General features: G+C 71.3%; 20 protein-coding genes and 5 tRNA genes. 7 read left to right on the top strand and 18 right to left on the bottom strand.

The genetic code is table 11. The features are described 5' to 3' along the window. Window positions 1-1692, bottom strand: a complete 1692-nt coding sequence (locus ACZ5DS_RS14980; RefSeq protein ID WP_468237802.1) for a DAK2 domain-containing protein — start codon at window positions 1690-1692, stop codon at window positions 1-3. A 257-nt stretch (window positions 1693-1949) separates the two neighbouring features. On the opposite strand from ACZ5DS_RS14980, the gene rpmB reads away from it, so the two are divergent. After that, window positions 1950-2135: a 50S ribosomal protein L28 gene (gene rpmB, locus ACZ5DS_RS14975; protein ID WP_009190838.1), complete on the top strand. Its 186-nt coding sequence runs from the start codon at window positions 1950-1952 to the stop codon at window positions 2133-2135. Between the two features lie 86 nt (window positions 2136-2221). On the opposite strand, the gene thiD is transcribed toward rpmB, so the two are convergent. Together thiD and ACZ5DS_RS14965 are read right to left on the bottom strand one after the other, a co-directional pair. Continuing rightward, the gene (gene thiD / locus ACZ5DS_RS14970) at window positions 2222-3031 is read right to left on the bottom strand and encodes a bifunctional hydroxymethylpyrimidine kinase/phosphomethylpyrimidine kinase (RefSeq protein ID WP_468237799.1); all 810 of its coding nucleotides are present in this window, start codon (window positions 3029-3031) and stop codon (window positions 2222-2224) included. Further along, on the bottom strand, window positions 3028-3993 hold the full coding sequence (locus ACZ5DS_RS14965) for a thiamine-phosphate kinase (RefSeq protein ID WP_468237797.1): 966 nt from the start codon (window positions 3991-3993) through the stop codon (window positions 3028-3030). The genes thiD and ACZ5DS_RS14965 overlap by 4 nt, the downstream gene beginning before the upstream one ends. A gap of 205 nt (window positions 3994-4198) precedes the next feature. On the opposite strand from ACZ5DS_RS14965, the gene ACZ5DS_RS14960 reads away from it, so the two are divergent. Continuing rightward, on the top strand, window positions 4199-4432 hold the full coding sequence (locus ACZ5DS_RS14960; RefSeq protein WP_003997603.1) for an Lrp/AsnC family transcriptional regulator: 234 nt from the start codon (window positions 4199-4201) through the stop codon (window positions 4430-4432). 20 nt (window positions 4433-4452) lie between these two features. Continuing rightward, complete coding sequence (locus ACZ5DS_RS14955; RefSeq protein WP_468237795.1) at window positions 4453-4968, top strand: DUF3515 domain-containing protein; 516 nt, start codon at window positions 4453-4455, stop codon at window positions 4966-4968. A 15-nt stretch (window positions 4969-4983) separates the two neighbouring features. Here ACZ5DS_RS14955 and ACZ5DS_RS14950 read toward each other — a convergent pair whose 3' ends face one another. From ACZ5DS_RS14950 to ACZ5DS_RS14940, 3 genes are all read right to left on the bottom strand, one after another. After that, the gene (locus ACZ5DS_RS14950) at window positions 4984-6141 is read right to left on the bottom strand and encodes a D-alanine--D-alanine ligase family protein (protein ID WP_468237792.1); all 1158 of its coding nucleotides are present in this window, start codon (window positions 6139-6141) and stop codon (window positions 4984-4986) included. Window positions 6142-6222: 81 nt separating this feature from the next. Further along, complete coding sequence (locus ACZ5DS_RS14945; protein ID WP_468237789.1) at window positions 6223-7233, bottom strand: NAD(P)H-dependent glycerol-3-phosphate dehydrogenase; 1011 nt, start codon at window positions 7231-7233, stop codon at window positions 6223-6225. Next, window positions 7230-8057, bottom strand: a complete 828-nt coding sequence (locus tag ACZ5DS_RS14940) for a lysophospholipid acyltransferase family protein (RefSeq protein ID WP_468237787.1) — start codon at window positions 8055-8057, stop codon at window positions 7230-7232. The genes ACZ5DS_RS14945 and ACZ5DS_RS14940 overlap by 4 nt, the downstream gene beginning before the upstream one ends. A 154-nt stretch (window positions 8058-8211) precedes the next feature. Between ACZ5DS_RS14940 and cofC the strand changes: the two genes are divergently transcribed. Both cofC and ACZ5DS_RS14930 read left to right on the top strand, forming a co-directional pair. After that, a complete protein-coding gene (gene cofC, locus ACZ5DS_RS14935) occupies window positions 8212-8850 on the top strand; it encodes a 2-phospho-L-lactate guanylyltransferase (RefSeq protein ID WP_468238237.1) in 639 nt (212 codons plus the stop codon). Window positions 8851-8945: 95 nt separating this feature from the next. Continuing rightward, a complete protein-coding gene (locus ACZ5DS_RS14930) occupies window positions 8946-9149 on the top strand; it encodes a hypothetical protein (protein ID WP_468237784.1) in 204 nt (67 codons plus the stop codon). A gap of 72 nt (window positions 9150-9221) precedes the next feature. Here ACZ5DS_RS14930 and ACZ5DS_RS14925 read toward each other — a convergent pair whose 3' ends face one another. The 4 genes from ACZ5DS_RS14925 to leuC all read right to left on the bottom strand — a co-directional run bounded on the left by ACZ5DS_RS14925 (window position 9222) and on the right by leuC (window position 12545). After that, window positions 9222-9869, bottom strand: coding sequence for an HU family DNA-binding protein (locus ACZ5DS_RS14925; RefSeq protein WP_468237781.1), 648 nt, complete (start codon window positions 9867-9869; stop codon window positions 9222-9224). Between the two features lie 136 nt (window positions 9870-10005). Next, window positions 10006-10236, bottom strand: coding sequence for an SCO5555 family protein (locus ACZ5DS_RS14920; RefSeq protein ID WP_468237779.1), 231 nt, complete (start codon window positions 10234-10236; stop codon window positions 10006-10008). A gap of 285 nt (window positions 10237-10521) precedes the next feature. Further along, window positions 10522-11115 (bottom strand): 3-isopropylmalate dehydratase small subunit, encoded by a 594-nt coding sequence (gene leuD / locus ACZ5DS_RS14915; RefSeq protein WP_468237777.1) that lies wholly within the window; start codon window positions 11113-11115, stop codon window positions 10522-10524. A gap of 5 nt (window positions 11116-11120) precedes the next feature. Continuing rightward, a complete protein-coding gene (gene leuC / locus ACZ5DS_RS14910) occupies window positions 11121-12545 on the bottom strand; it encodes a 3-isopropylmalate dehydratase large subunit (protein ID WP_468237774.1) in 1425 nt (474 codons plus the stop codon). Window positions 12546-12752: 207 nt separating this feature from the next. Between leuC and ndgR the strand changes: the two genes are divergently transcribed. After that, window positions 12753-13469, top strand: coding sequence for an IclR family transcriptional regulator NdgR (gene ndgR, locus ACZ5DS_RS14905; protein ID WP_145883474.1), 717 nt, complete (start codon window positions 12753-12755; stop codon window positions 13467-13469). A 97-nt stretch (window positions 13470-13566) separates the two neighbouring features. Here the strand turns inward: ndgR and ACZ5DS_RS14900 are convergent, their stop codons facing one another. Beyond that, window positions 13567-14094, bottom strand: coding sequence for a DUF4188 domain-containing protein (locus ACZ5DS_RS14900; RefSeq protein WP_468238234.1), 528 nt, complete (start codon window positions 14092-14094; stop codon window positions 13567-13569). Window positions 14095-14174: 80 nt separating this feature from the next. On the opposite strand from ACZ5DS_RS14900, the gene ACZ5DS_RS14895 reads away from it, so the two are divergent. Then, window positions 14175-14819, top strand: a complete 645-nt coding sequence (locus tag ACZ5DS_RS14895; RefSeq protein ID WP_468237770.1) for a MerR family transcriptional regulator — start codon at window positions 14175-14177, stop codon at window positions 14817-14819. Window positions 14820-14861: 42 nt separating this feature from the next. On the opposite strand, the gene ACZ5DS_RS14890 is transcribed toward ACZ5DS_RS14895, so the two are convergent. The 7 genes from ACZ5DS_RS14890 to ACZ5DS_RS14860 all read right to left on the bottom strand — a co-directional run bounded on the left by ACZ5DS_RS14890 (window position 14862) and on the right by ACZ5DS_RS14860 (window position 18422). Beyond that, window positions 14862-14934, bottom strand: a tRNA-Glu gene (locus tag ACZ5DS_RS14890). Window positions 14935-14962: 28 nt separating this feature from the next. Then, window positions 14963-15034 (bottom strand) — tRNA-Gln (locus ACZ5DS_RS14885). A 20-nt stretch (window positions 15035-15054) separates the two neighbouring features. Further along, a tRNA-Glu gene (locus tag ACZ5DS_RS14880) sits at window positions 15055-15127 on the bottom strand. A gap of 29 nt (window positions 15128-15156) precedes the next feature. Then, window positions 15157-15229: transfer RNA gene (locus ACZ5DS_RS14875), tRNA-Glu, on the bottom strand. A gap of 21 nt (window positions 15230-15250) precedes the next feature. Beyond that, window positions 15251-15322, bottom strand: a tRNA-Gln gene (locus ACZ5DS_RS14870). A gap of 91 nt (window positions 15323-15413) precedes the next feature. Further along, a complete protein-coding gene (locus tag ACZ5DS_RS14865) occupies window positions 15414-16145 on the bottom strand; it encodes an HAD family hydrolase (RefSeq protein ID WP_468237768.1) in 732 nt (243 codons plus the stop codon). Between the two features lie 27 nt (window positions 16146-16172). Next, window positions 16173-18422 carry a FlgD immunoglobulin-like domain containing protein gene (locus tag ACZ5DS_RS14860; protein WP_468237765.1) on the bottom strand — a complete coding sequence of 750 codons (2250 nt, stop codon included), beginning with the start codon at window positions 18420-18422 and terminating at the stop codon, window positions 16173-16175. Between the last annotated feature and the right edge of the window lie 81 nt (window positions 18423-18503).

Genomic DNA, 18503 nt, shown 5'->3' with positions numbered 1-18503 from the left:
TCACTCCACGCCGATGAGCAGCAGCGCTCCCTGCCGGCCGCCCCGGTACACGACGGTGTCCACCGCGAGGTAGGACTCGCGCACGCGTGCCTCCAGGCGGTCGGCGACGCTGTCGGGCGCCTCGTCGCCGACGACGAGGGTGACCAGTTCGCCGCCGGCCTGGAGCATGCGGTCCAGGACGGTCTCGGCGGTGGCGGCGACGTCGGCGCCGATGACCGCCACGTCCCCGTCGATCAGGCCCAGGACGTCCCCGGCCTGGCAGATGCCGGCCGTCGTCCAGGACTGGCGCTCCGCGACGACGACCTCGGCGTACCGGGTGGCGCCGGCCGCCGAGGTCATCTGGACGACGTCCTCGTCGAACCGGCGCTCCGGCTCGTGCACGGCGAGCGCGGCGATGCCCTGGACCGCCGAGCGGGTCGGGATCAGGGCCACCCGGATGCCCTCGGTACGGGCCTGTTCGGCCGCGGCGGCGGCCGTGTGGCGCAGTTCGGCGTCGTTGGGCAGCAGGACGACCTCGCGCGCGTGGGCGCGCCGTACGGCCTGCACCAGTTCCCCGCTGGCGGGCGGCTCGCCGGGGCGCGCGAGGACGGCGGTCGCGCCGGCCTCGGTGTACAGCCCCGCCAGGCCCTCGCCGGGCACGACGGCGACGACGGCCCGCTGGGCGCGCTCGCGCGGCGGCCGCTCGCCGCCGGTGTGCACGTCGCCCAGCCCGAAGTGCGTGATCCGTATCCGGTACGGCCGCCCGGCCTCGACGCCCGCCTCCACCGCGGCGCCCGCGTCGTCGACGTGCACGTGCACGTTCCACAGGCCGTCGCCGCCGACCACGACGAGGGAGTCCCCGAGGGTGTCGAGCCGCTCCCGCAGCCGGGCCACGGCCTCGTCGCCGGCCTCCAGGAGATAGATCACCTCATAGGCGGGACCGCCGTCCTCGGCACCGTCGGCACACAGGTCGACCTCGGAAACGGCCCTCCCGCGCGCGTGCGCGTCGGAAACGGCAACGGAAGCGGCGACGGCTTCCGGGGCCTCGCGCACCGCCTCCCCCGTGAACGCCTCCACCAGTGCCCCCAGCACCGCCACCAGCCCTCTGCCGCCGGCGTCGACCACCCCGGCCCGCGCCAGCACCACCAGCTGGCCCGGAGTCGCCGCCAGGGCCGCCCTGGCGCCCTCGTAGGCGGCCCGTGCGACCGTCCCGCAGTCGCCCTCGGCCGCCTCGGCGGCGTCCGCCGCGGCCGAGGCGACCGTCAGCACCGTGCCCTCGACGGGGTGCGCGACGGCCTCCCGGGCGGAGTCGGCGGCCTGCCGCAGGGCCAGCCGCAGCCGGGCGCCGTCGACAGGGGACGCCTCACCCGCCTCGCCCCCGGCGAGCACCTGGGCCATGCCCCGCAGCAGCTGGGCGAGGATCGTCCCGGAGTTGCCCCGGGCGCCGATCAGCGCCCCGTGGGCCATCGCGCGCACGGCGTCCGCGAGAGAGGGGTCCTGGGCACCGGTTCCGTACCCCGCGAACACGGCCTCCACGGCGGTCGCCGCCGACTCCAGGGTCAGGTACAGATTCGTCCCGGTGTCCCCGTCGGCCACGGGGTAGACGTTGATCGCGTCGATCTCCTCGCGCGCCCGCCCCAGCGCACCCAGTGCCAGACCGCACCAGGTGCGCACCGCAGGAGCATCGAGGAATGTCTGCGGCACCTGCGCCACCTGCGCCTCCCTGGCTGGCTGGACGTGGACGCAGCGTAGACCCCGGAGGGGTGTGTTCCGGAAGAGGGCCGGGAGCGGGCCCCTGAGCTGCCATGGTAGTTTCGTTGTACGGGCGCAGCCGTTGTATGCTGCTCCGGTTGCCCGATCTCGATCGGGCTGTTCCCCTGGCAACGCCACTCAAGATCTCAGGTCTTAAGATCTCGATCCCGGCATGCCGGGATTAACCGTAAGTGCATCTGAAGTCTTTGGAGTGACCCGTGGCTGCCAACTGCGACGTCTGCGGCAAGGGGCCGGGCTTCGGCAACAACATCTCGTTTTCGCACCGCCGTACGTCCCGTCGCTGGAACCCGAACATCCAGCGTGTGCGTACCGTGGTCGGCGGGACGCCGAAGCGCGTGAACGCCTGCACCTCGTGCATCAAGGCCGGCAAGGTCTCGCGCTGACGCACCGCTAAGCGCGCGGCCACTGCTGGTTCGCTGCACTGAGCCGGTCCACCTCCGGGTGGGCCGGCTTTTTGCCGTACCCGCACTCACCCGCGCAAGCGCCACCCGTGATCCACCGGCCCGATCCCCGCGCCCAGCGCGAACCCGGCCGCGATCGCCCCGGTGACGTACTCCTTGGCCTCCGCGGCGGCCTGCGGCACGGCCAGCCCCTTCGCCAGCCCCGACGCGACCGCCGAGGCGAGCGTGCAGCCCGTGCCGTGCGTGTGCCGGTTGTCGAGCCGGGGCGCCCGCAGCCAGTGCTCCTCGGAGCCGTCCGTGAGCAGATCCACTGCCGGGTTCCCGCCCGCCCGCCGTGCGTCCCCTGCCAGGTGCCCGCCCTTGATCAGCACCCAGCGCGGCCCGTACTCCAGCACGGCCGCCGCGGCCCGTCGCAGATCGTCCTCCGACTCGACCCGCACGCCCGTGAGTTGGGCCACTTCGTCGAGGTTGGGCGTGGCCACGGTCGCCACCGGCAGCAGCTTCGTGCGGACCGAGTCCAGCGCGGAGGCGGCCAGCAGCGGGTCGCCGTGCTTGGAGACGCCCGCCGGGTCCACCACGGCGGGCGCGTCCGTGCCGGAGATCAACTCGGCGACCGCCTCGACCAGTTCGGCCGAGGCCAGCATCCCGGTCTTCACGGCCTGGACGCCGATGTCGTCCACGACGCTGCGGTACTGCGCCCGCACCGCCTCCACCGGCAGCTCCCAGGCGCCCTGCACGCCCAGGGAGTTCTGCGCGGTCACGGCCGTGATCACGCTCATCCCGTGCACGCCGAGCGCCAGCATCGTCTTCAGGTCGGCCTGGATGCCCGCCCCGCCGCCGGAGTCCGAGCCCGCCACCGTGAGCACCCGGGGAATCATGACTCGATGTCCCCGAAGTGGTCCCAGCCGCCCTTGCTGGTCCAGGGCGCCCCGTCGACCGTCACCTGGGGCAGCGCCGAGGGGTTGAGGACCTCGCCGATGACCTTCCAGCGGGCCGGCAGCTTGGCGTCCGGCGGGAAGGTCGCCACGATCGCGTGGTCCTCTCCCCCGGTCAGCACCCACTGCAGCGGATCCACGCCGACGGCCTGCCCGATGTCGTGCATCTGCGTCGGGATGTCGATCGCGCCGGAGCGGATGTCGATGCGCACCTTGCTGGCCTCGGCGATGTGCCCGAGGTCGGCGATCAGCCCGTCGCTCACGTCGCACATCGCGGTCGCGCCGAGCGCGGCGGCGGCCGGGCCCGCGTGGTACGGCGGCTCGGGGCGGCGGTGGGCCTCCACGAAGGCGCGCGGGGAGCGGAAGCCGCGGGAGAGCACCGCGTAGCCGGCCGCGGACCAGCCCAGCCAGCCCGTGACGGCCACGAGGTCGCCGGGCTGGGCGCCGGCGCGGGTCACCGGCTCCTGGTTGCGCAGATCGCCGAGGGCGGTGATCGACACCATGATCGTGTCCCCGCGTACGACGTCCCCGCCGACCACCGAGGCGCCCGCGACCTGGCACTCGTCGCGCAGCCCGTCCATCAGCTCGCTCGGCCAGGTGACCGGGAGTTCGGCCGGGACGACCAGGCCGAGCAGTAGCGCGGTGGGTACGGCGCCCATCGCGGCGATGTCCGCGAGGTTCTGCGCCGCCGCCTTGCGTCCGACGTCGTAGGCCGTGGACCAGTCGCGGCGGAAGTGCCGTCCCTCCAGCAGGATGTCGGTGCTCGCCACGACCCGGCGGTCGGGCGCGGCGACCACCGCGGCGTCGTCGCCGGGGCCGATCCGGACCGCCGGGGTGGTGGTGAGGCGGGAGGTGAGCTCCCTGATGAGCCCGAACTCCCCCAGCTCACCAACAGTGCCCTTCATTGCCCTTGCTCCCCTTCTCTCCCGTGCCGTGCCCGGTCGCGCGCTATCAGTGTCCCCGATACGGTCGAGGTGACCGTCAACTTCTGTCGTGCCTGCACCCTGGCGCGCAAGCCCGGTTCCCGCAGGTCTCCCCGCGGGGAGCGGCGACGCGATACCGTGGCGTTCCTTTTCCCCACATGATCCTCGTGGCCGCCCTGGAGGTTCCGTGGTACAGGCGTACATCCTGATCCAGACGGAGGTCGGCAAGGCGTCGACCGTCGCCGAGACGATCAGCAAGATCCCTGGAGTGATCCAGGCCGAGGACGTGACCGGACCGTACGACGTCATCGTGCGCGCCCAGGCCGACACGGTCGACGACCTCGGTCGCATGGTGGTCGCGAAGGTCCAGCAAGTGGACGGCATCACCCGCACCCTGACCTGTCCGGTCGTGCATCTGTAGCCCCCGTCTACGCTTGGCCGGTGAACATCTTCCGTCACCGGCCCCTCGGCCTGCTCGCGCCCGCGCTGCTGATCGCGGTCGCGGGCTGTTCCCACGCAGACGACAACGCCACCGTGGCGGTTCCCAGCCCCGACGCGAAGACGGCGACGGCGTGCCGGGATCTGCACCGGGTGCTGCCCGAGAAGCTCGACGGTCGGGGCCGTGACGACCCCGAGCCCCGGTCCGCCTACACGGCGGGCTGGGGAAGCCCGGCGATCATACTGCGCTGCGGTGTCGTACGGCCGCCGAAGATGGTCGACCCCAAGGTCGCCGAGGGCGGGGACCGGGACGCCGTGGCGGGCGGGGTCAACGGCGTCGACTGGCTGATGGAGAAGCAGGGCGACGGCACCTGGCGGTTCACCACGGCCAACCGCGTCGCCTACGTGCAGGTGAGCCTGCCCGAGGGGATGTCCGGGCCGGACGGCACCCCGGTGCTCACCGGTCTCGCGACCTCAGTCAAGAAGGCGATCCCCAAGGGGATCGCCTCCATGAGGTGACGGTGCCGGTGCGGGTCAGCGCAGCCCGGTCGAGCGGCGCAGCGCGGCCTGCACCAGGCGGTCCACCAGCTCCGGGTAGCCGATGCCGGTGGCCTGCCACATCTGCGGGTACATCGAGATGGGCGTGAAGCCGGGCATGGTGTTGATCTCGTTGATCACGAACTCGCCGTCCTCGGTGAGGAAGAAGTCCGCGCGGACCAGGCCCTCGCAGGAGGCCGCCTCGAACGCCTCGACCGCGAGGCGCCGCACCTCGGCGGTCTCCTCGTCGGTGAGCGGGGCCGGCACGATGCCGGGCGTGGAGTCGATGTACTTGGCCTCGAAGTCGTAGTACGCGTGCGCGTCCGGCGGCGGGATCTCGGCCGGCACGGAGGCGCGCGGGCCGTCCTCGAACTCCAGGACGCCGCACTCGATCTCGCGGCCCCGCAGGGCGGCCTCGACCAGGATCTTCGGGTCGTGCCGCTGGGCCTCGGCGATCGCCTCGTCCAGGCCGGAGAGGTCGTCGACCTTGGTGATGCCGATCGACGATCCCGCGCGCGCGGGCTTCACGAACAGCGGCCAGCCGTGCTCGCCGGCGAAGTCGACGATCTTCTTGCGGGCGGCGGACTCGTCCTGCGCCCACTCGCGCGGGCGGATCACCACGTACGGGCCGACCTTGAGCCCGAAGGAGGTGAACACCCGCTTCATGTACTCCTTGTCCTGGCCGACGGCCGAGGCGAGCACGCCCGAGCCCACGTACGGCACTCCGGACAGCTCCAGGAGGCCCTGGAGGGTGCCGTCCTCGCCGTACGGGCCGTGCAGCACCGGGAAGACCACGTCGACCTCGCCGAGGGCCTTGGGCACGGAGCCGGGCTCGCTGTAGACGACCTCGCGGTTGGCCGGGTCGACGGGGAGCACCACGCCGCCCTCGCTCGACTCGGCCAGGTCCTCCACGCTGGGGGTGCGACGCTCGGTGATGGCCATGCGCTCCGGCTCGTCGGCCGTCAGGGCCCAGCGGCCGTCCGCGGTGATGCCGATCGGCAGGACGTCGTACTTCGTCCGGTCGATGGCCTTGAGGACGGCGCCGGCGGTGACCACGGAGATCCCGTGTTCGGAGCTGCGCCCGCCGAACACGACGGCCACGCGCGGCTTGCGGGACGGCTGCTCGGGGCTCTGGGGGAGGTTCTCGGTGCTCATATCGCGTTGAGAGTACCCGTTGGTAGAGCCCGGATACAGCGTCGAGTCCGGAGGTGAACGGACGAAAAAGGGCAGGTTCGCTCAGCGTCGTTCGGACTTCGCGCTGCGCGACATCAGCTCCTTGAGGGCGACCACCGGCGGCTTGCCCTCGTGCACGATGTCCACGACCGTCTCCGTGATCGGCATCTCGACACCGTGCCGGCGGGCCAGATCCGCCACCGACTCGCAGGACTTGACGCCCTCGGCGGTCTGCTTGGTGACCGCGATGGTCTCCTCCAGGGTCATGCCCTTGCCGAGGTTGGTGCCGAAGGTGTGGTTGCGGGACAGCGGTGAGGAGCAGGTGGCCACCAGGTCGCCGAGACCGGCGAGTCCGGAGAAGGTCAGCGGGTCGGCGCCGAGCACCACCCCGAGGCGGGCGGTCTCCGCCAGGCCGCGCGTGATGAGCGAGCCCTTGGCGTTGTCGCCGAGTCCCATGCCGTCCGCGATGCCGACGGCGAGGCCGATGACGTTCTTCACGGCACCGCCCAGCTCGCAACCGACCACGTCCGTCTCCGTGTACGGCCGGAAGTACGGCGTGTGGCAGGCGGCCTGGAGCCGCTGGGCGACCTGCTCGTCGGTGCAGGCGACCACGGCGGCGGCGGGCATGCGGGCGGCGATCTCGCGGGCCAGGTTGGGCCCGGTGACCACGGCGATGCGCTCGGGGCCGACCTTGGCGACGTCCTCGATGACCTCGCTCATCCGCATGGCGGAGCCGAGTTCGACGCCCTTCATCAGGGAGACGAGCACGGTGCCGGGCGCGAGCAGCGGGACCCACTCGGCGAGGTTGGCGCGCAGTGTCTGGGACGGGACGGCGAGGACGGTGAAGTCCGCGTCGCGCAGGGCCTCGGCGGGGTCGGCGGTGGCGCGCAGGTTCTCCGGGAGTTCCACGCCGGGCAGGTAGTCGGGGTTGGTCCGGGTGGAGTTGACCGCGTCGGCCAGCTCGGGGCGGCGGGCCCACAGGGTGACCTCGCAGCCCGCGTCGGCGAGGACCATGCCGAAGGCGGTGCCCCACGAGCCGGTGCCCATGACGGCTGCCCGGACAGGCTTGCTCACTTGCCGTTCTCCTCTTCCGTGCCGCTCGCCGGGACTTCCGTGCCGGTCCGTGAGACTTCCCTGCCGCTCCGCGAGACGTCCGTGCCGGTCTGGGCGCGGGTCTTGCGCCGCTGCTCGATCCGCTCGCGGCGCGGGTCGTAGGGCGTCTCGGGCGCCTTCTCGCCGCGGATCTCCTCCAGCTGGCGGGTGATGGCCGCCATGATGACCTCGGTGGCCTCCTTCAGGAGGTCGGCGGTCATCTCCTTGTCGTAGAAGCGGGAGAGGTCCACGGGCGGGCCCGCGAGGACGTGGTGGGTCTTGCGCGGGAAGAGGTGGGGCTTCTTGGCGTAGGGCGGCAGCAGTTCGTTGCAGCCCCACTGGGCGACGGGGATCACCGGGCACTTGGTCTGGAGTGCCACGCGGGCGGCGCCGGTCTTGGCGGTCATCGGCCAGCCGTCCGGGTCGCGGGTGAGCGTGCCCTCGGGGTAGAACGCGACGCACTCGCCGCGCTCCACGGCGTCGATCGCGGCCCGGAAGGCGCTGAGCGCGTCCGTGCTCTCGCGGTAGACGGGGATCTGCCCGGTGCCGCGCATCGCGGCCCCGACGAATCCCTTCTTGAAAAGTCCGCTCTTCGCCAGGAAACGCGGAACCCGTCCGGTGTTGTACTGATAGTGCGCGTACGCGAAGGGGTCCACATGGGAATTGTGGTTCACCGCGGTGATAAATCCGCCGTCGGCCGGAATGTGTTCCATTCCATGCCAGTCCCGCTTGATCAGAACCACCAGCGGCGGTTTGCAGAGGACCGCTGCGAAGCGGTACCAGAACCCGATTCTGCGGCGGGACACGCGGACACCTTCCTCTAGGACTTGGCTCAGGGCCCGGGGGCCGCACAAGTGTCGCCCCAGGCCGCCGGTCTGTCGAGAACACCGTACGCCCCACGTGCCTGCCTGCCGGATGCGACGGGTGACAATGAGCGCGACAAGGGAGGGCGGTACGCCGGTGCAGTGGACCTTGGTCATCCCGCTGAAGCCTCTGGCGCGGGCCAAGAGCAGGCTGTCGGACACGGCGGGCGAGGGGGTACGGCCGGGGCTGGCCCTCGCGTTCGCGCAGGACACGGTGGCCGCGGCGCTGGCGTGTCCGGCGGTCGCGGATGTGGCGGTCGTCACGGACGACCCGCTGGCCGGCCGCGAGCTGGCGGCGCTGGGCGCCCGGATCGTCCCGGACGCCCCGGGAAGCGGCCTCAACGCCGCTCTCACGCATGGCACGGCCGCCGTACGGGAACTGCGCCCCCGCGCCGCGATCGCGGCCCTGAACGCCGATCTCCCGGCGCTGCGTCCGCCGGAATTGTCGCGGGTGCTGGACGCGGCGGCCGAATTCCCGCGCGCCTTTCTCGCGGACGCGGCGGCACTGGGTACGACGCTGTTGGCCGCGGCCCCCGGCCGGGAATTGCACCCGGCTTTCGGCACGGATTCCCGGAACCGGCACCGCGCCTCCGGCGCCACGGAACTCGGGCTCACCGACGTCGATTCGGTACGGCAGGACGTGGACACCGGCGAGGACCTGCGGGCGGCCCTGACCCTCGGGGTGGGGCCCCATACGGCGACGGCGACGGCGGGGTTGCTGATCCCGGGGTCCTGAGGCGCCCCCCAGGGGTGCGGGGAACTGCGCGACCAGCCCCCACCCACCCGCAGACGAAAGGCGGCCGAACCGCCGGAGGTACTACGCTGGCCGTCATGCAGGCGACCGCATACACGTACGACCCCGCAAGCCGCAGCGGCCAGGTGCTGCTCGACGACGGCACTCCGGTGCCCTTCGGCCCGGAGGCGTTCGACGCGGGCGGGCTGCTGCTGCTGCGGCCCGGACAGCGGGTGCGGATCGAGACGGAGGGTGCCGGGGACGGCCTGCGGATCACGCTGGTGACCCTGCAGACGCTCTGAGGCGCCCCGGAAAACGCCGCGGGCCGGGCTCCCCAGAGGAGTCCGGCCCGGCGCGTGAGTGCCCCGGCGGCCTTACGACGCCTTGCGGGCGGTGGCCTTCTTGGCGGTGGTCTTGCGGGCCGTCGACTTCTTGGCCGGGGCCTTCTTGGCGGTGACCTTCTTCGCCGGAGCCTTCTTGGCCGTCGCCTTCTTGGCGGTGGCCTTCTTCGCAGCGGCCGTCGTCTTCTTCGCCGCGGCCGTCGTCTTCTTGACGGGGGCCTTCTTCGCGACGGCCTTCTTGACGGCGGCCTTCTTCGCCGGCGCCGCCTTCTTCGCCGTGACCTTCTTCGCCGCCGCCTTGGTGACCTTCTTCGCCGCGGCCTTCTTGACCGTCGCGGCGGCGCCACCGGTCAGGCTGCCCTTGGGCGCCTTCTTGACGGCGACCTCGCCGCCCCGCGGCAGCTTCTTCGAGCCGCTGACCAGGTCCTTGAAGCCCTGACCCGCGCGGAAGCGCGGAACGGAGGTCTTCTTGACCCGAACCCGCTCGCCCGTCTGCGGGTTGCGGGCGTAACGGGCGGGGCGGTCCACCTTTTCGAAGGACCCGAAGCCGGTGACCGAGACCCGCTCACCTGCGACGACCGCGCGGACGATGGCGTCCAGGACATGGTCGACAGCATCGGCGGCCTGCTGGCGGCCGCCCATCTTGTCGGCAATCGCTTCTACGAGCTGCGCCTTGTTCACGTCTTCCCCTTCGGAGACATCGCCAGAACGAAAGTGTTCAAGCTTTTTCGCACGTTAGGCAGATATATACCGCAAATCAAACACGAAACGGGCTTATCACCCTTGTGCCGCAACCGACTCGGTTGTCTCGGGCTGTTCAGCGGTCCTCTTCGGGGATCCGACCCTCGTCGAGGTCCTGGTTGAACCGCTCGAGCCGCCTTGCCGCTCCGGCGAGATCGTGCTTGGCCGCGGCCGTAATGACCAGCAGCTTCCGGGTCAGCGCCATCCGTACGCCCTCCGGGACTTGCAGTTCACGCACTCTTGTGTGCGCTTCCTTCAGTTGGTCCGCGACCGCCGCATAGAGCTCGAGTTGGCCGTCGTGTTCCATGCACAGATTGTGCCATCTGGGGCGAGTTGTCGCCTGCGCAGGGTGCAACTGCCGCCTCAAATGGCCTTCCGGGCACTTGCCAAGGCTGCGGGCATGGCACTCGCGTACCCAGGCAACAGCCTTCGTAACGTGGGGAGTTGGGCGGACGTGCGGGAACGCGCGGGGCCGTTCGGGTGCAGACATGGCTGTACCCCCAATCGTGGCGATCGGGGGTACAGAGGGGGTACTGCGGTGGCCGAAACCTGACGTGGATCAGACCTGGTTCAGACCTGGCCCGGACTTGGTTCAGACCGGAAGCGTCCGCGGCTTGTACGAGGGCCGCTTGGCCTCGTAGGCGGCGATGTCAGCCTCGTTCTGGAGGGTGATGGAGATGTCGTCCAGGCCGTTCAGCAGCCGCCAGCGGGAGTTCTCGTCCAGCTCGAAGGAGGCGGTGACGCCCTGCGCACGAACCTCACGCGCCTCAAGGTCCACAGTGACCTCAGCAGTGGGGTCGTTCTCGGTGAGCTCCCACAGCGCGTCCACGACCTTCTGGTCGAGAACCACGGTGAGCAGGCCGTTCTTCAGCGAGTTGCCGCGGAAGATGTCCGCGAAACGGGAGGAGATCACGGCCTTGAAGCCGTAGTTCTGCAGCGCCCAGACGGCGTGCTCACGGGAGGAACCGGTGCCGAAGTCGGGGCCGGCGACCAGCACGGTGGCGCCCTGTCGCTCGGGCCGGTTGAGGACGAAGTCCTCGTCCTTGCGCCAGGCCTCGAACAGACCGTCCTCGAAGCCGTCCCGGGTCACCTTCTTGAGCCAGTGAGCAGGGATGATCTGGTCGGTGTCGACGTTGCTGCGGCGCAGCGGGACGGCCCGGCCGGTGTGGGTGGTGAAGGCTTCCATGATTCTCAGACTCCAGCGGGCACGGGGGCGTCGGACAGGTCGGCGGGCGAGGCCAGGTGGCCGAGGACGGCGGTCGCGGCCGCGACCTGCGGCGACACCAGGTGCGTACGGCCGCCCTTGCCCTGCCGTCCCTCGAAGTTGCGGTTGGAGGTGGACGCGGAGCGCTCACCGGGGGCCAGCTGGTCGGGGTTCATGCCGAGGCACATCGAGCAGCCCGCGTGCCGCCATTCGGCGCCGGCCTCCTTGAAGACCACGTCCAGGCCCTCGGAGACGGCCTGGAGACCGACCCGCGCGGAGCCCGGGACGACCAGCATCCGTACGCCGTCGGCGACTTTGCGGCCCCGCAGCAGGTCCGCGGCGGCACGCAGGTCCTCGATACGGCCGTTGGTGCAGGAGCCTACGAAGACGGTGTCCACCTTGATGGACCGCAGCGGCTGGCCGGCCTCCAACCCCATGTATTCCAGGGCCTTTTCGGCGGCCAGGCGCTCCGAAGCGTCTTCGTACGAAGCCGGGTCGGGGACGGACGCCGAAAGCGGCGCACCCTGGCCGGGGTTGGTGCCCCAGGTGACGAACGGCGACAGCTCGTCGGCCTTGATGACGACCTCGGCGTCGAAGACGGCGTCCTCGTCGGTACGCAGGGTCCTCCAGTACTCGACGGCGGCGTCCCAGTCGGCGCCCTCGGGGGCGTGCGGGCGGCCCTTGAGGTACGCGAAGGTGGTCTCGTCGGGGGCGATCATGCCCGCGCGGGCACCGGCCTCGATCGACATGTTGCAGATGGTCATCCGGGCCTCCATCGAGAGCTTCTCGATGGCGGAGCCGCGGTACTCCAGGATGTAGCCCTGGCCGCCGCCCGTACCGATCCTGGCGATGATCGCCAGGATCAGGTCCTTGGCGGTGACGCCCTCGGGCAGCTCGCCCTCGACGGTGATGGCCATGGTCTTGGGGCGGGCCAGCGGCAGCGTCTGGGTGGCCAGCACGTGCTCCACCTGGGAGGTGCCGATACCGAACGCCAGCGCGCCGAAGGCACCGTGCGTGGAGGTGTGCGAGTCACCGCAGACGACGGTGGTGCCCGGCTGGGTCAGGCCCAGCTGCGGGCCGACGACGTGCACGACGCCCTGCTCGACGTCACCGAGCGGGTGCAGCCGCACCCCGAACTCGGCGCAGTTCTTGCGCAGCGTCTCCAGCTGGGCGCGCGAGACGGGGTCGGCGATGGGCTTGTCGATGTCGAGGGTCGGGGTGTTGTGATCCTCGGTCGCGATGGTGAGGTCCAGCCGGCGCACCGGGCGACCGTTCTGCCGCAGCCCGTCGAAGGCCTGGGGGCTGGTCACCTCGTGCAGCAGGTGCAGATCGATGAAGAGGAGGTCGGGCTCGCCCTCGGCGCGCCGGACGACGTGGTCGTCCCAGACCTTCTCCGCGAGTGTCCTACCCATCGCTTTCCCTCCGACCGGCAAACGTCCACCGGCCCAACTAGAGATCTTGAGGAAGCGGCGGCTGCCTTTTTAGGGGCCCCTGAAGTCGTGATTCCGGGCGTCCACCGCCAGGCCCGTTGGTCTGCGGGCCGCTGTGTGGTTCCAGGGTGGCGCGTTCCACGGAAAATTGAACTTGCGTTTCACAGAGTGAGACGTGAGTATCGTTGCATGGACAACAGTAGCGGCGTCGGCGTTCTGGACAAGGCGGCCCTCGTCCTGAGCGCTCTGGAGTCCGGTCCGGCCACCCTTGCGGGTCTGGTCGGTGCGACTGGACTGGCAAGACCCACGGCCCACCGCCTGGCCGTGGCCCTGGAACACCACCGCATGGTGGCACGCGACATGCAGGGCAGGTTCATCCTCGGCCCGCGCCTCGCGGAACTCGCGGCGGCGGCCGGCGAGGACCGCCTGCTCGCCACGGCGGGCCCCGTGCTCACCCACCTCCGCGATGTCACCGGCGAGAGTGCACAGCTCTACCGTCGCCAGGGTGACATGCGGATCTGTGTGGCCGCGGCGGAACGCCTGTCCGGCCTGCGGGACACGGTCCCGGTCGGCTCCACGCTGACCATGAAGGCCGGCTCCTCGGCGCAGATCCTGATGGCCTGGGAGGAGCCCGAGCGCCTGCACCGCGGCCTCCAGGGCGCCCGCTTCACGGCGACGGCCCTGTCGGGCGTACGGCGCCGCGGCTGGGCCCAGTCGATCGGTGAGCGCGAGCCGGGCGTCGCGTCCGTCTCCGCGCCCGTACGCGGCCCCTCCAACCGCGTCGTGGCCGCGGTCTCCGTCTCCGGCCCCATCGAGCGCCTGACCCGCCACCCGGGCCGTATGCACGCCCAGGCGGTCATCGACGCAGCAGGCCGCCTCTCCGAGGCCCTGCGCCGCTCGGGCTGACATCCGAAGGAAGGGCCTGCCTCAACGCCGCGGCAGGCCCTCCTCGCTTCCCCGTCTCCCCGGTCGGCCGCTCTCCCCGGTCGGCCTGCCTCCCCTGTCAGCCGGTCTTCTCGGCCACCGGCGCCTTCCCGGACCGGTAGGCGAACCGATCCTTCGCATACCGGCCCCGCTTCTCCAGCGGTACCTGCCCATGTGCCGCCGCCAGCCCGAACGCCGGCATGTCCCCGTAGATCGCCTCGTACGACCCCTCCGGCACGACATACGTCTCGTGCCAGATCCCGACACGCCCCCGCAGCTTCCCGGCCCGCTCCTTGCGGTTGAGCACCGCCCAGGCCTTGTGGTGGAAGGCGTCCGGCGCCGTCGCGTAGGCGTACAGCTTCTCCTTGGACTCCCAGTACTGCACGACGTAGTAGGTCCGCGGCGACGCGGTCAGCAGGACCTTGCCGCGCAGACCCCGCCCAGGGTCCCGCCCCAGTTCCCGCAGCATGCGGAGCATCGCCAGCGCCACCGGCAGCCACAGGTGCACCGCCCAGAAGCGGTTGATCCGCATGCCGATCAGCAGGACCACCACCTCCCCCTGGGCATCCGCGGTGGTACGACCCGGGGCGACCCGGTTTCGGAACATGACGTCCCCCTCATCGGTGAGCGGCACTATCCGAGTGCGCATGCTTGGATAGTGCCGTTATCCAAGAAGGGATGCAAGGGATGCGTCTCGCCGAGCTGAGCAAGCGCAGCGGTGTGTCCACCGCGACGATCAAGTACTACCTGCGCGAGGGGCTGTTGCCCCCGGGCCGTCAGGTCAACGCGACGACCGCGGAGTACGACGAGGAGCACCTGCGCCGGCTGCGGCTGGTGCGGGCGATGATCCAGGTCGGCCGGCTGCCGGTGGCGACGGTCCGGGAGGTCCTGGGGCATGTCGACGACGAGTCGCTGGGCCGCACGATCCGGCTGGGCGCGGCCCTGTGGGCGCTGCCGCAGGTACCGGAGCCGGACGAGGACGACGAGTGCGTCCGGGCCGCGCACGGGGAGGCGGAGGGGCTGCTGGACACGCTGGGCTGGTCGAACGCCAAGCTGCTGACGACCATCTCCCCGTCGTACCGCGGTCTGGTGGTGGCGATCGCCGCGTTCCGTCGGCTCGGCTACGACTGGGATGCCGAACGGCTCGTGTTCTACGCGAAGTTGATGCAGGAGGCGGCCAAGTACGACCTGGACTTCGTGGAGGCGCAGCCGTCGGAGGCGGAGAAGGCGGAGAGCGTGGTGGTCTCGGCGGTGCTCGTCGAGCCGATGCTGCGCGCGCTGCACCGGCTGGCGCAGGAGGAGGAGTCGGCGCGACGGTACGGCTTCGAGTAACGCCGAAGGCCCTCCACCGAGGTGGAGGGCCTTCGAACTGCGTACCCCCGACCGGATTCGAACCGGCGCTACCGCCTTGAGAGGGCGGCGTGCTAGGCCGCTACACAACGGGGGCGTGGACACTGCGTTTCCGCAGGTCCGAGCTGGTCTACCTGGACTCGAACCAAGACTAACTGAACCAGAATCAGTCGTGCTGCCAATTACACCATAGACCAATGATGGTTTAGACCAGTCGTACCCCCGACCGGATTCGAACCGGCGCTACCGCCTTGAGAGGGCGGCGTGCTAGGCCGCTACACAACGGGGGCCCTAGCGATCCCGACAGGATCAGGATCAGTACCCCCGACCGGATTCGAACCGGCGCTACTGCCTTGAGAGGGCAGCGTGCTAGGCCGCTACACAACGGGGGCTTTGCAGATGAGCTCTGCGAGCTGGCCTACCTGGACTCGAACCAAGACTAACTGAACCAGAATCAGTCGTGCTGCCAATTACACCATAGGCCACTGGAACTCAAGCCCCTGCGGGGATCTCGTTCTAGTTCGCTCCTCCGGGTCCCGGCCTTTCGGCCCGCTCCCCGGCGGCGCAGGAAGAACATTACCCGAAGGTGGACGGGGCTCCAAAACGGGTATCCGAGCGGACGAGCGCGGGGAGTTCGGCGAGGGTCGAGATCCGGTGCGCCGCCACGGTGTCCGCGCCCTGCGCGTACACCCCGCCGCGGTCGATCCAGACGGACAGCAGCCCCGCCTCGGCCGCGCCCCGCCCGTCGATCTCGGGGTGGTCACCGACGTACGCCACCTCGTGCGGGGCCAGGCCCAGCGCCGCCACGGCCGCGAGGAACGCCGCGGCCTCGGGCTTGGAGACGCCCAGCTCGGCGGCGCACAGCACGCTCTCGAAGCGGTCGCGGAGGCCGAGGGTGCGCAGCTTGTGTTCCTGGACCGTGAGGCTGGAGTTGGACAGCACCGAGTGCCGGTGGCTGGCGGCGAGGGCGTCCAGGGCCGGCAGCACGTCCGGGAACAGGCTCCAGGCGGCCTCGTAGTGACCGATGTAACGCCGGAACCAGGCGTCGGCCTCGGCGTCGGAGAGCTCCTGCTCCAGGAAGAGCCGTACGCGATCGCGCCGCTGGCCCTCGAAGGAGACCTCCCCGGCGGAGAAGCGCGCCCACTGCCGGTCGGTGATCTCCCGCCACCGGCCGAGGGCCTGCTCAGGGGTGTCGTACCCGGCGAGCAGGCCCTCCGCAGCCAGATGGGCACGCATGCCCTCGCGATCGGCGGTCGTGTAGTCGAAGAGGGTGTCGTCCACGTCCCACACGACGGCTCTGATCGTCATGACACCGACGGTACCCTTCGCGCGCCGTCAGCCGAGGGTCATCGTGCCGGTCAGGCTCAGGTTGCGTCCCTGGCCGTCGCGGGGGCGGGCGGTGAGCTTCCAGGTGTAGGTGCCGGAGCCGGCCCGGGAGCCACTGTCGGTCGTGCCGTCCCAGGCCGGGCGTACGGCCGCGCCCGTGGAGGCACCGGTCAGGGTGCGGACGACCTTGCCCGTGGCCGTGGCGAGCGTCAGGGACCAGGTGGACGGCTTGTTCAGCTGCCAGACCGGCGACCACGGCATCGACCGTCCGATGACGGACGGCGAGTAGACCTGCGCCTCCGTCTGCGCGAGCGGCGAGGCGGGGACGCCGCTGGGGACGATCACCACCTGCCCGATGTTCCCGGTGAGGTAGGCGATCTGGCCGCCGAACCGGTCCACGGCCCAGCGGCCGTTGCTGCCGCCGGTGTTCCGGTCCGGCGTCGGCAGGACGGCCACGGTGCGGGTCTGCGCGGTACCGGTGTGGACGTCGGTGAGCAGCAGCTCGTGCGTGGTCCGGTTCTCGCGCACCAGGAAGCCGTCGGCGAGGCGGGCCGGGGCGGAGTCGGCACGGACCGGGATGTTCCGCCTGGCCGCCCGGTCGTAGACCCCGGCCGGACCGGCGGAGCCGCAGCTCCAGTAGAGCCAGGTGTTGACGGCCTGGATGTCGCTGGGCGTGCACCGGGCGCCGGTGGAGACGGTGGTCGTGGTCCTGCCGGTCTTCAGGTCGTGGCCGGTGATCGATCCCTTGGTGCTGCCGGGCGTCCACAGGACCTGGCCCCACAGGGCCGCGGCGGTGCGGCTCCGGCTGAGCACGGGCGTGCCGGACGTGGCACCCCGCGGGAAGTCGAGGATCGTCTGTACGCCGGGCGTGCCGCCGTTGTAGAGCACGTAGCGGCCGGTGCCGTCGGCGATGCGGCCGCGCGCGGAGCCTGTGGGCACGCTGAGCAGGGAGCCGGTGTCGAGGCCGGTCTCGATCACGTACTCGCGGCCGGAGGAGTCGGTGAACAGGTGGGCGACGTGTCCGTCGCCGAGGGCCTCCATCTGGGGGCAGGCCGTGTCGCCCGTGAGGCAGGTCGGGGCGGCCAGGCCGGGGCTGCGCGGGGTCTGCGGTCCGACCGGCCGGCCGTGGGCGTCCAGCGTGAAGCTGTACATCCGGTGGCCGGTCCCCTGCCTGCCGTCGAGGAACAGCTCGCCGCCGGCGAGGGCCAGTCCCTCGACCCGGAGCCGGTCGGCCGGGATCTGGGCCACCTTCTCGGTGGCGGTCCCGCCGTCCTGGGTCGGGGTGATGCGGTGGACGTTCCAGTCGAGGCTGGAGGGCCCCGCGGTGGCGAGCGCGCCGCCGTCCGGGGTCGCCACGAGCCCCCCGGAGGAGTTCGCGAGGACGGTGCGGCTCTCGCCGGTGAACAGCGAGTGGGCGGTCAGCGCGGGCTTGGTACCGGCCAGGACGAAGCGCGGGTTGCCGGTGAGGAGCTGGTCACCGACGACGGCCACCAGCTCGCCGTCCCAGCGGGTGAGGCCGGCGGGCTTGGTGTCGGGGGCGGCGTCGACGCGGAGGTACTTCCAGTCGGCGACCAGCCAGCGGTCGTTGAAGCGGACCGGCGGGGTGGCGGCCACCCCCGTGACGTAGGTGCGGAAGGTGCCGTCCAGGAGGTCCACGAGGCCCACGGAGGTCGTGCCGTCGAGGGTGTAGACGATCGCGGCGCGGCGGACCGAGCCGCCCGGGACGTAGCCGGTGGGCTGGGCGCCCGCGGGGAGCCCGGTCACCGGGAGGTCGGTGGTGGAGCCGTCGGCCGCGGCGCGCAGGACGTGCGGGGTGCCGGAGGTGTCCTGGGTCAGGACGCTCCAGCCGGACGTGGTCTTGTAGATCTGGCCCGCCGGGACGGTGACGGTGGCGGTCGCGCCGGTGGAGCGGTGCTGCTGCGTGACCTTGGCACCGTCCTGGGTGCTGACCACGTCGGTGCCGGTGGCCAGGTCGTCCGGGCCCGCGTGCGCGGGCGGGACGGACCCCGGGTAGCCCACCCAGGTGCCGAAGCCGGCTTCGTTCCGTGCACGCCACTGGAACCCGGACGCCCCCGTCCACAGGTAGTCGACGTAGGTCGGCTGCTCCGACCTGAGCGTGACGCTGCCGGCCTGCGGCGGCAAGGCGGGCCCGGCCTGCGCGGGCGAGGTCGCCGCGGCACAGGTCAGAGCCACCGCTCCGGCGACGACGACCGTGGCCAGTCTTCGTGAACGGATCACTTCGTTGCGTGAACGGGTCACGTCCCCCACCCCCTGCACAGGATGCGCATGCACATCATGCGCCCAGGTGGACATCCAACGTCCGTTCAGGAAGCGGGACTT

The organism is Streptomyces sp. NPDC031100 (assembly GCF_055570785.1).
This window is presented reverse-complemented; position numbering and strand designations above follow the sequence as displayed.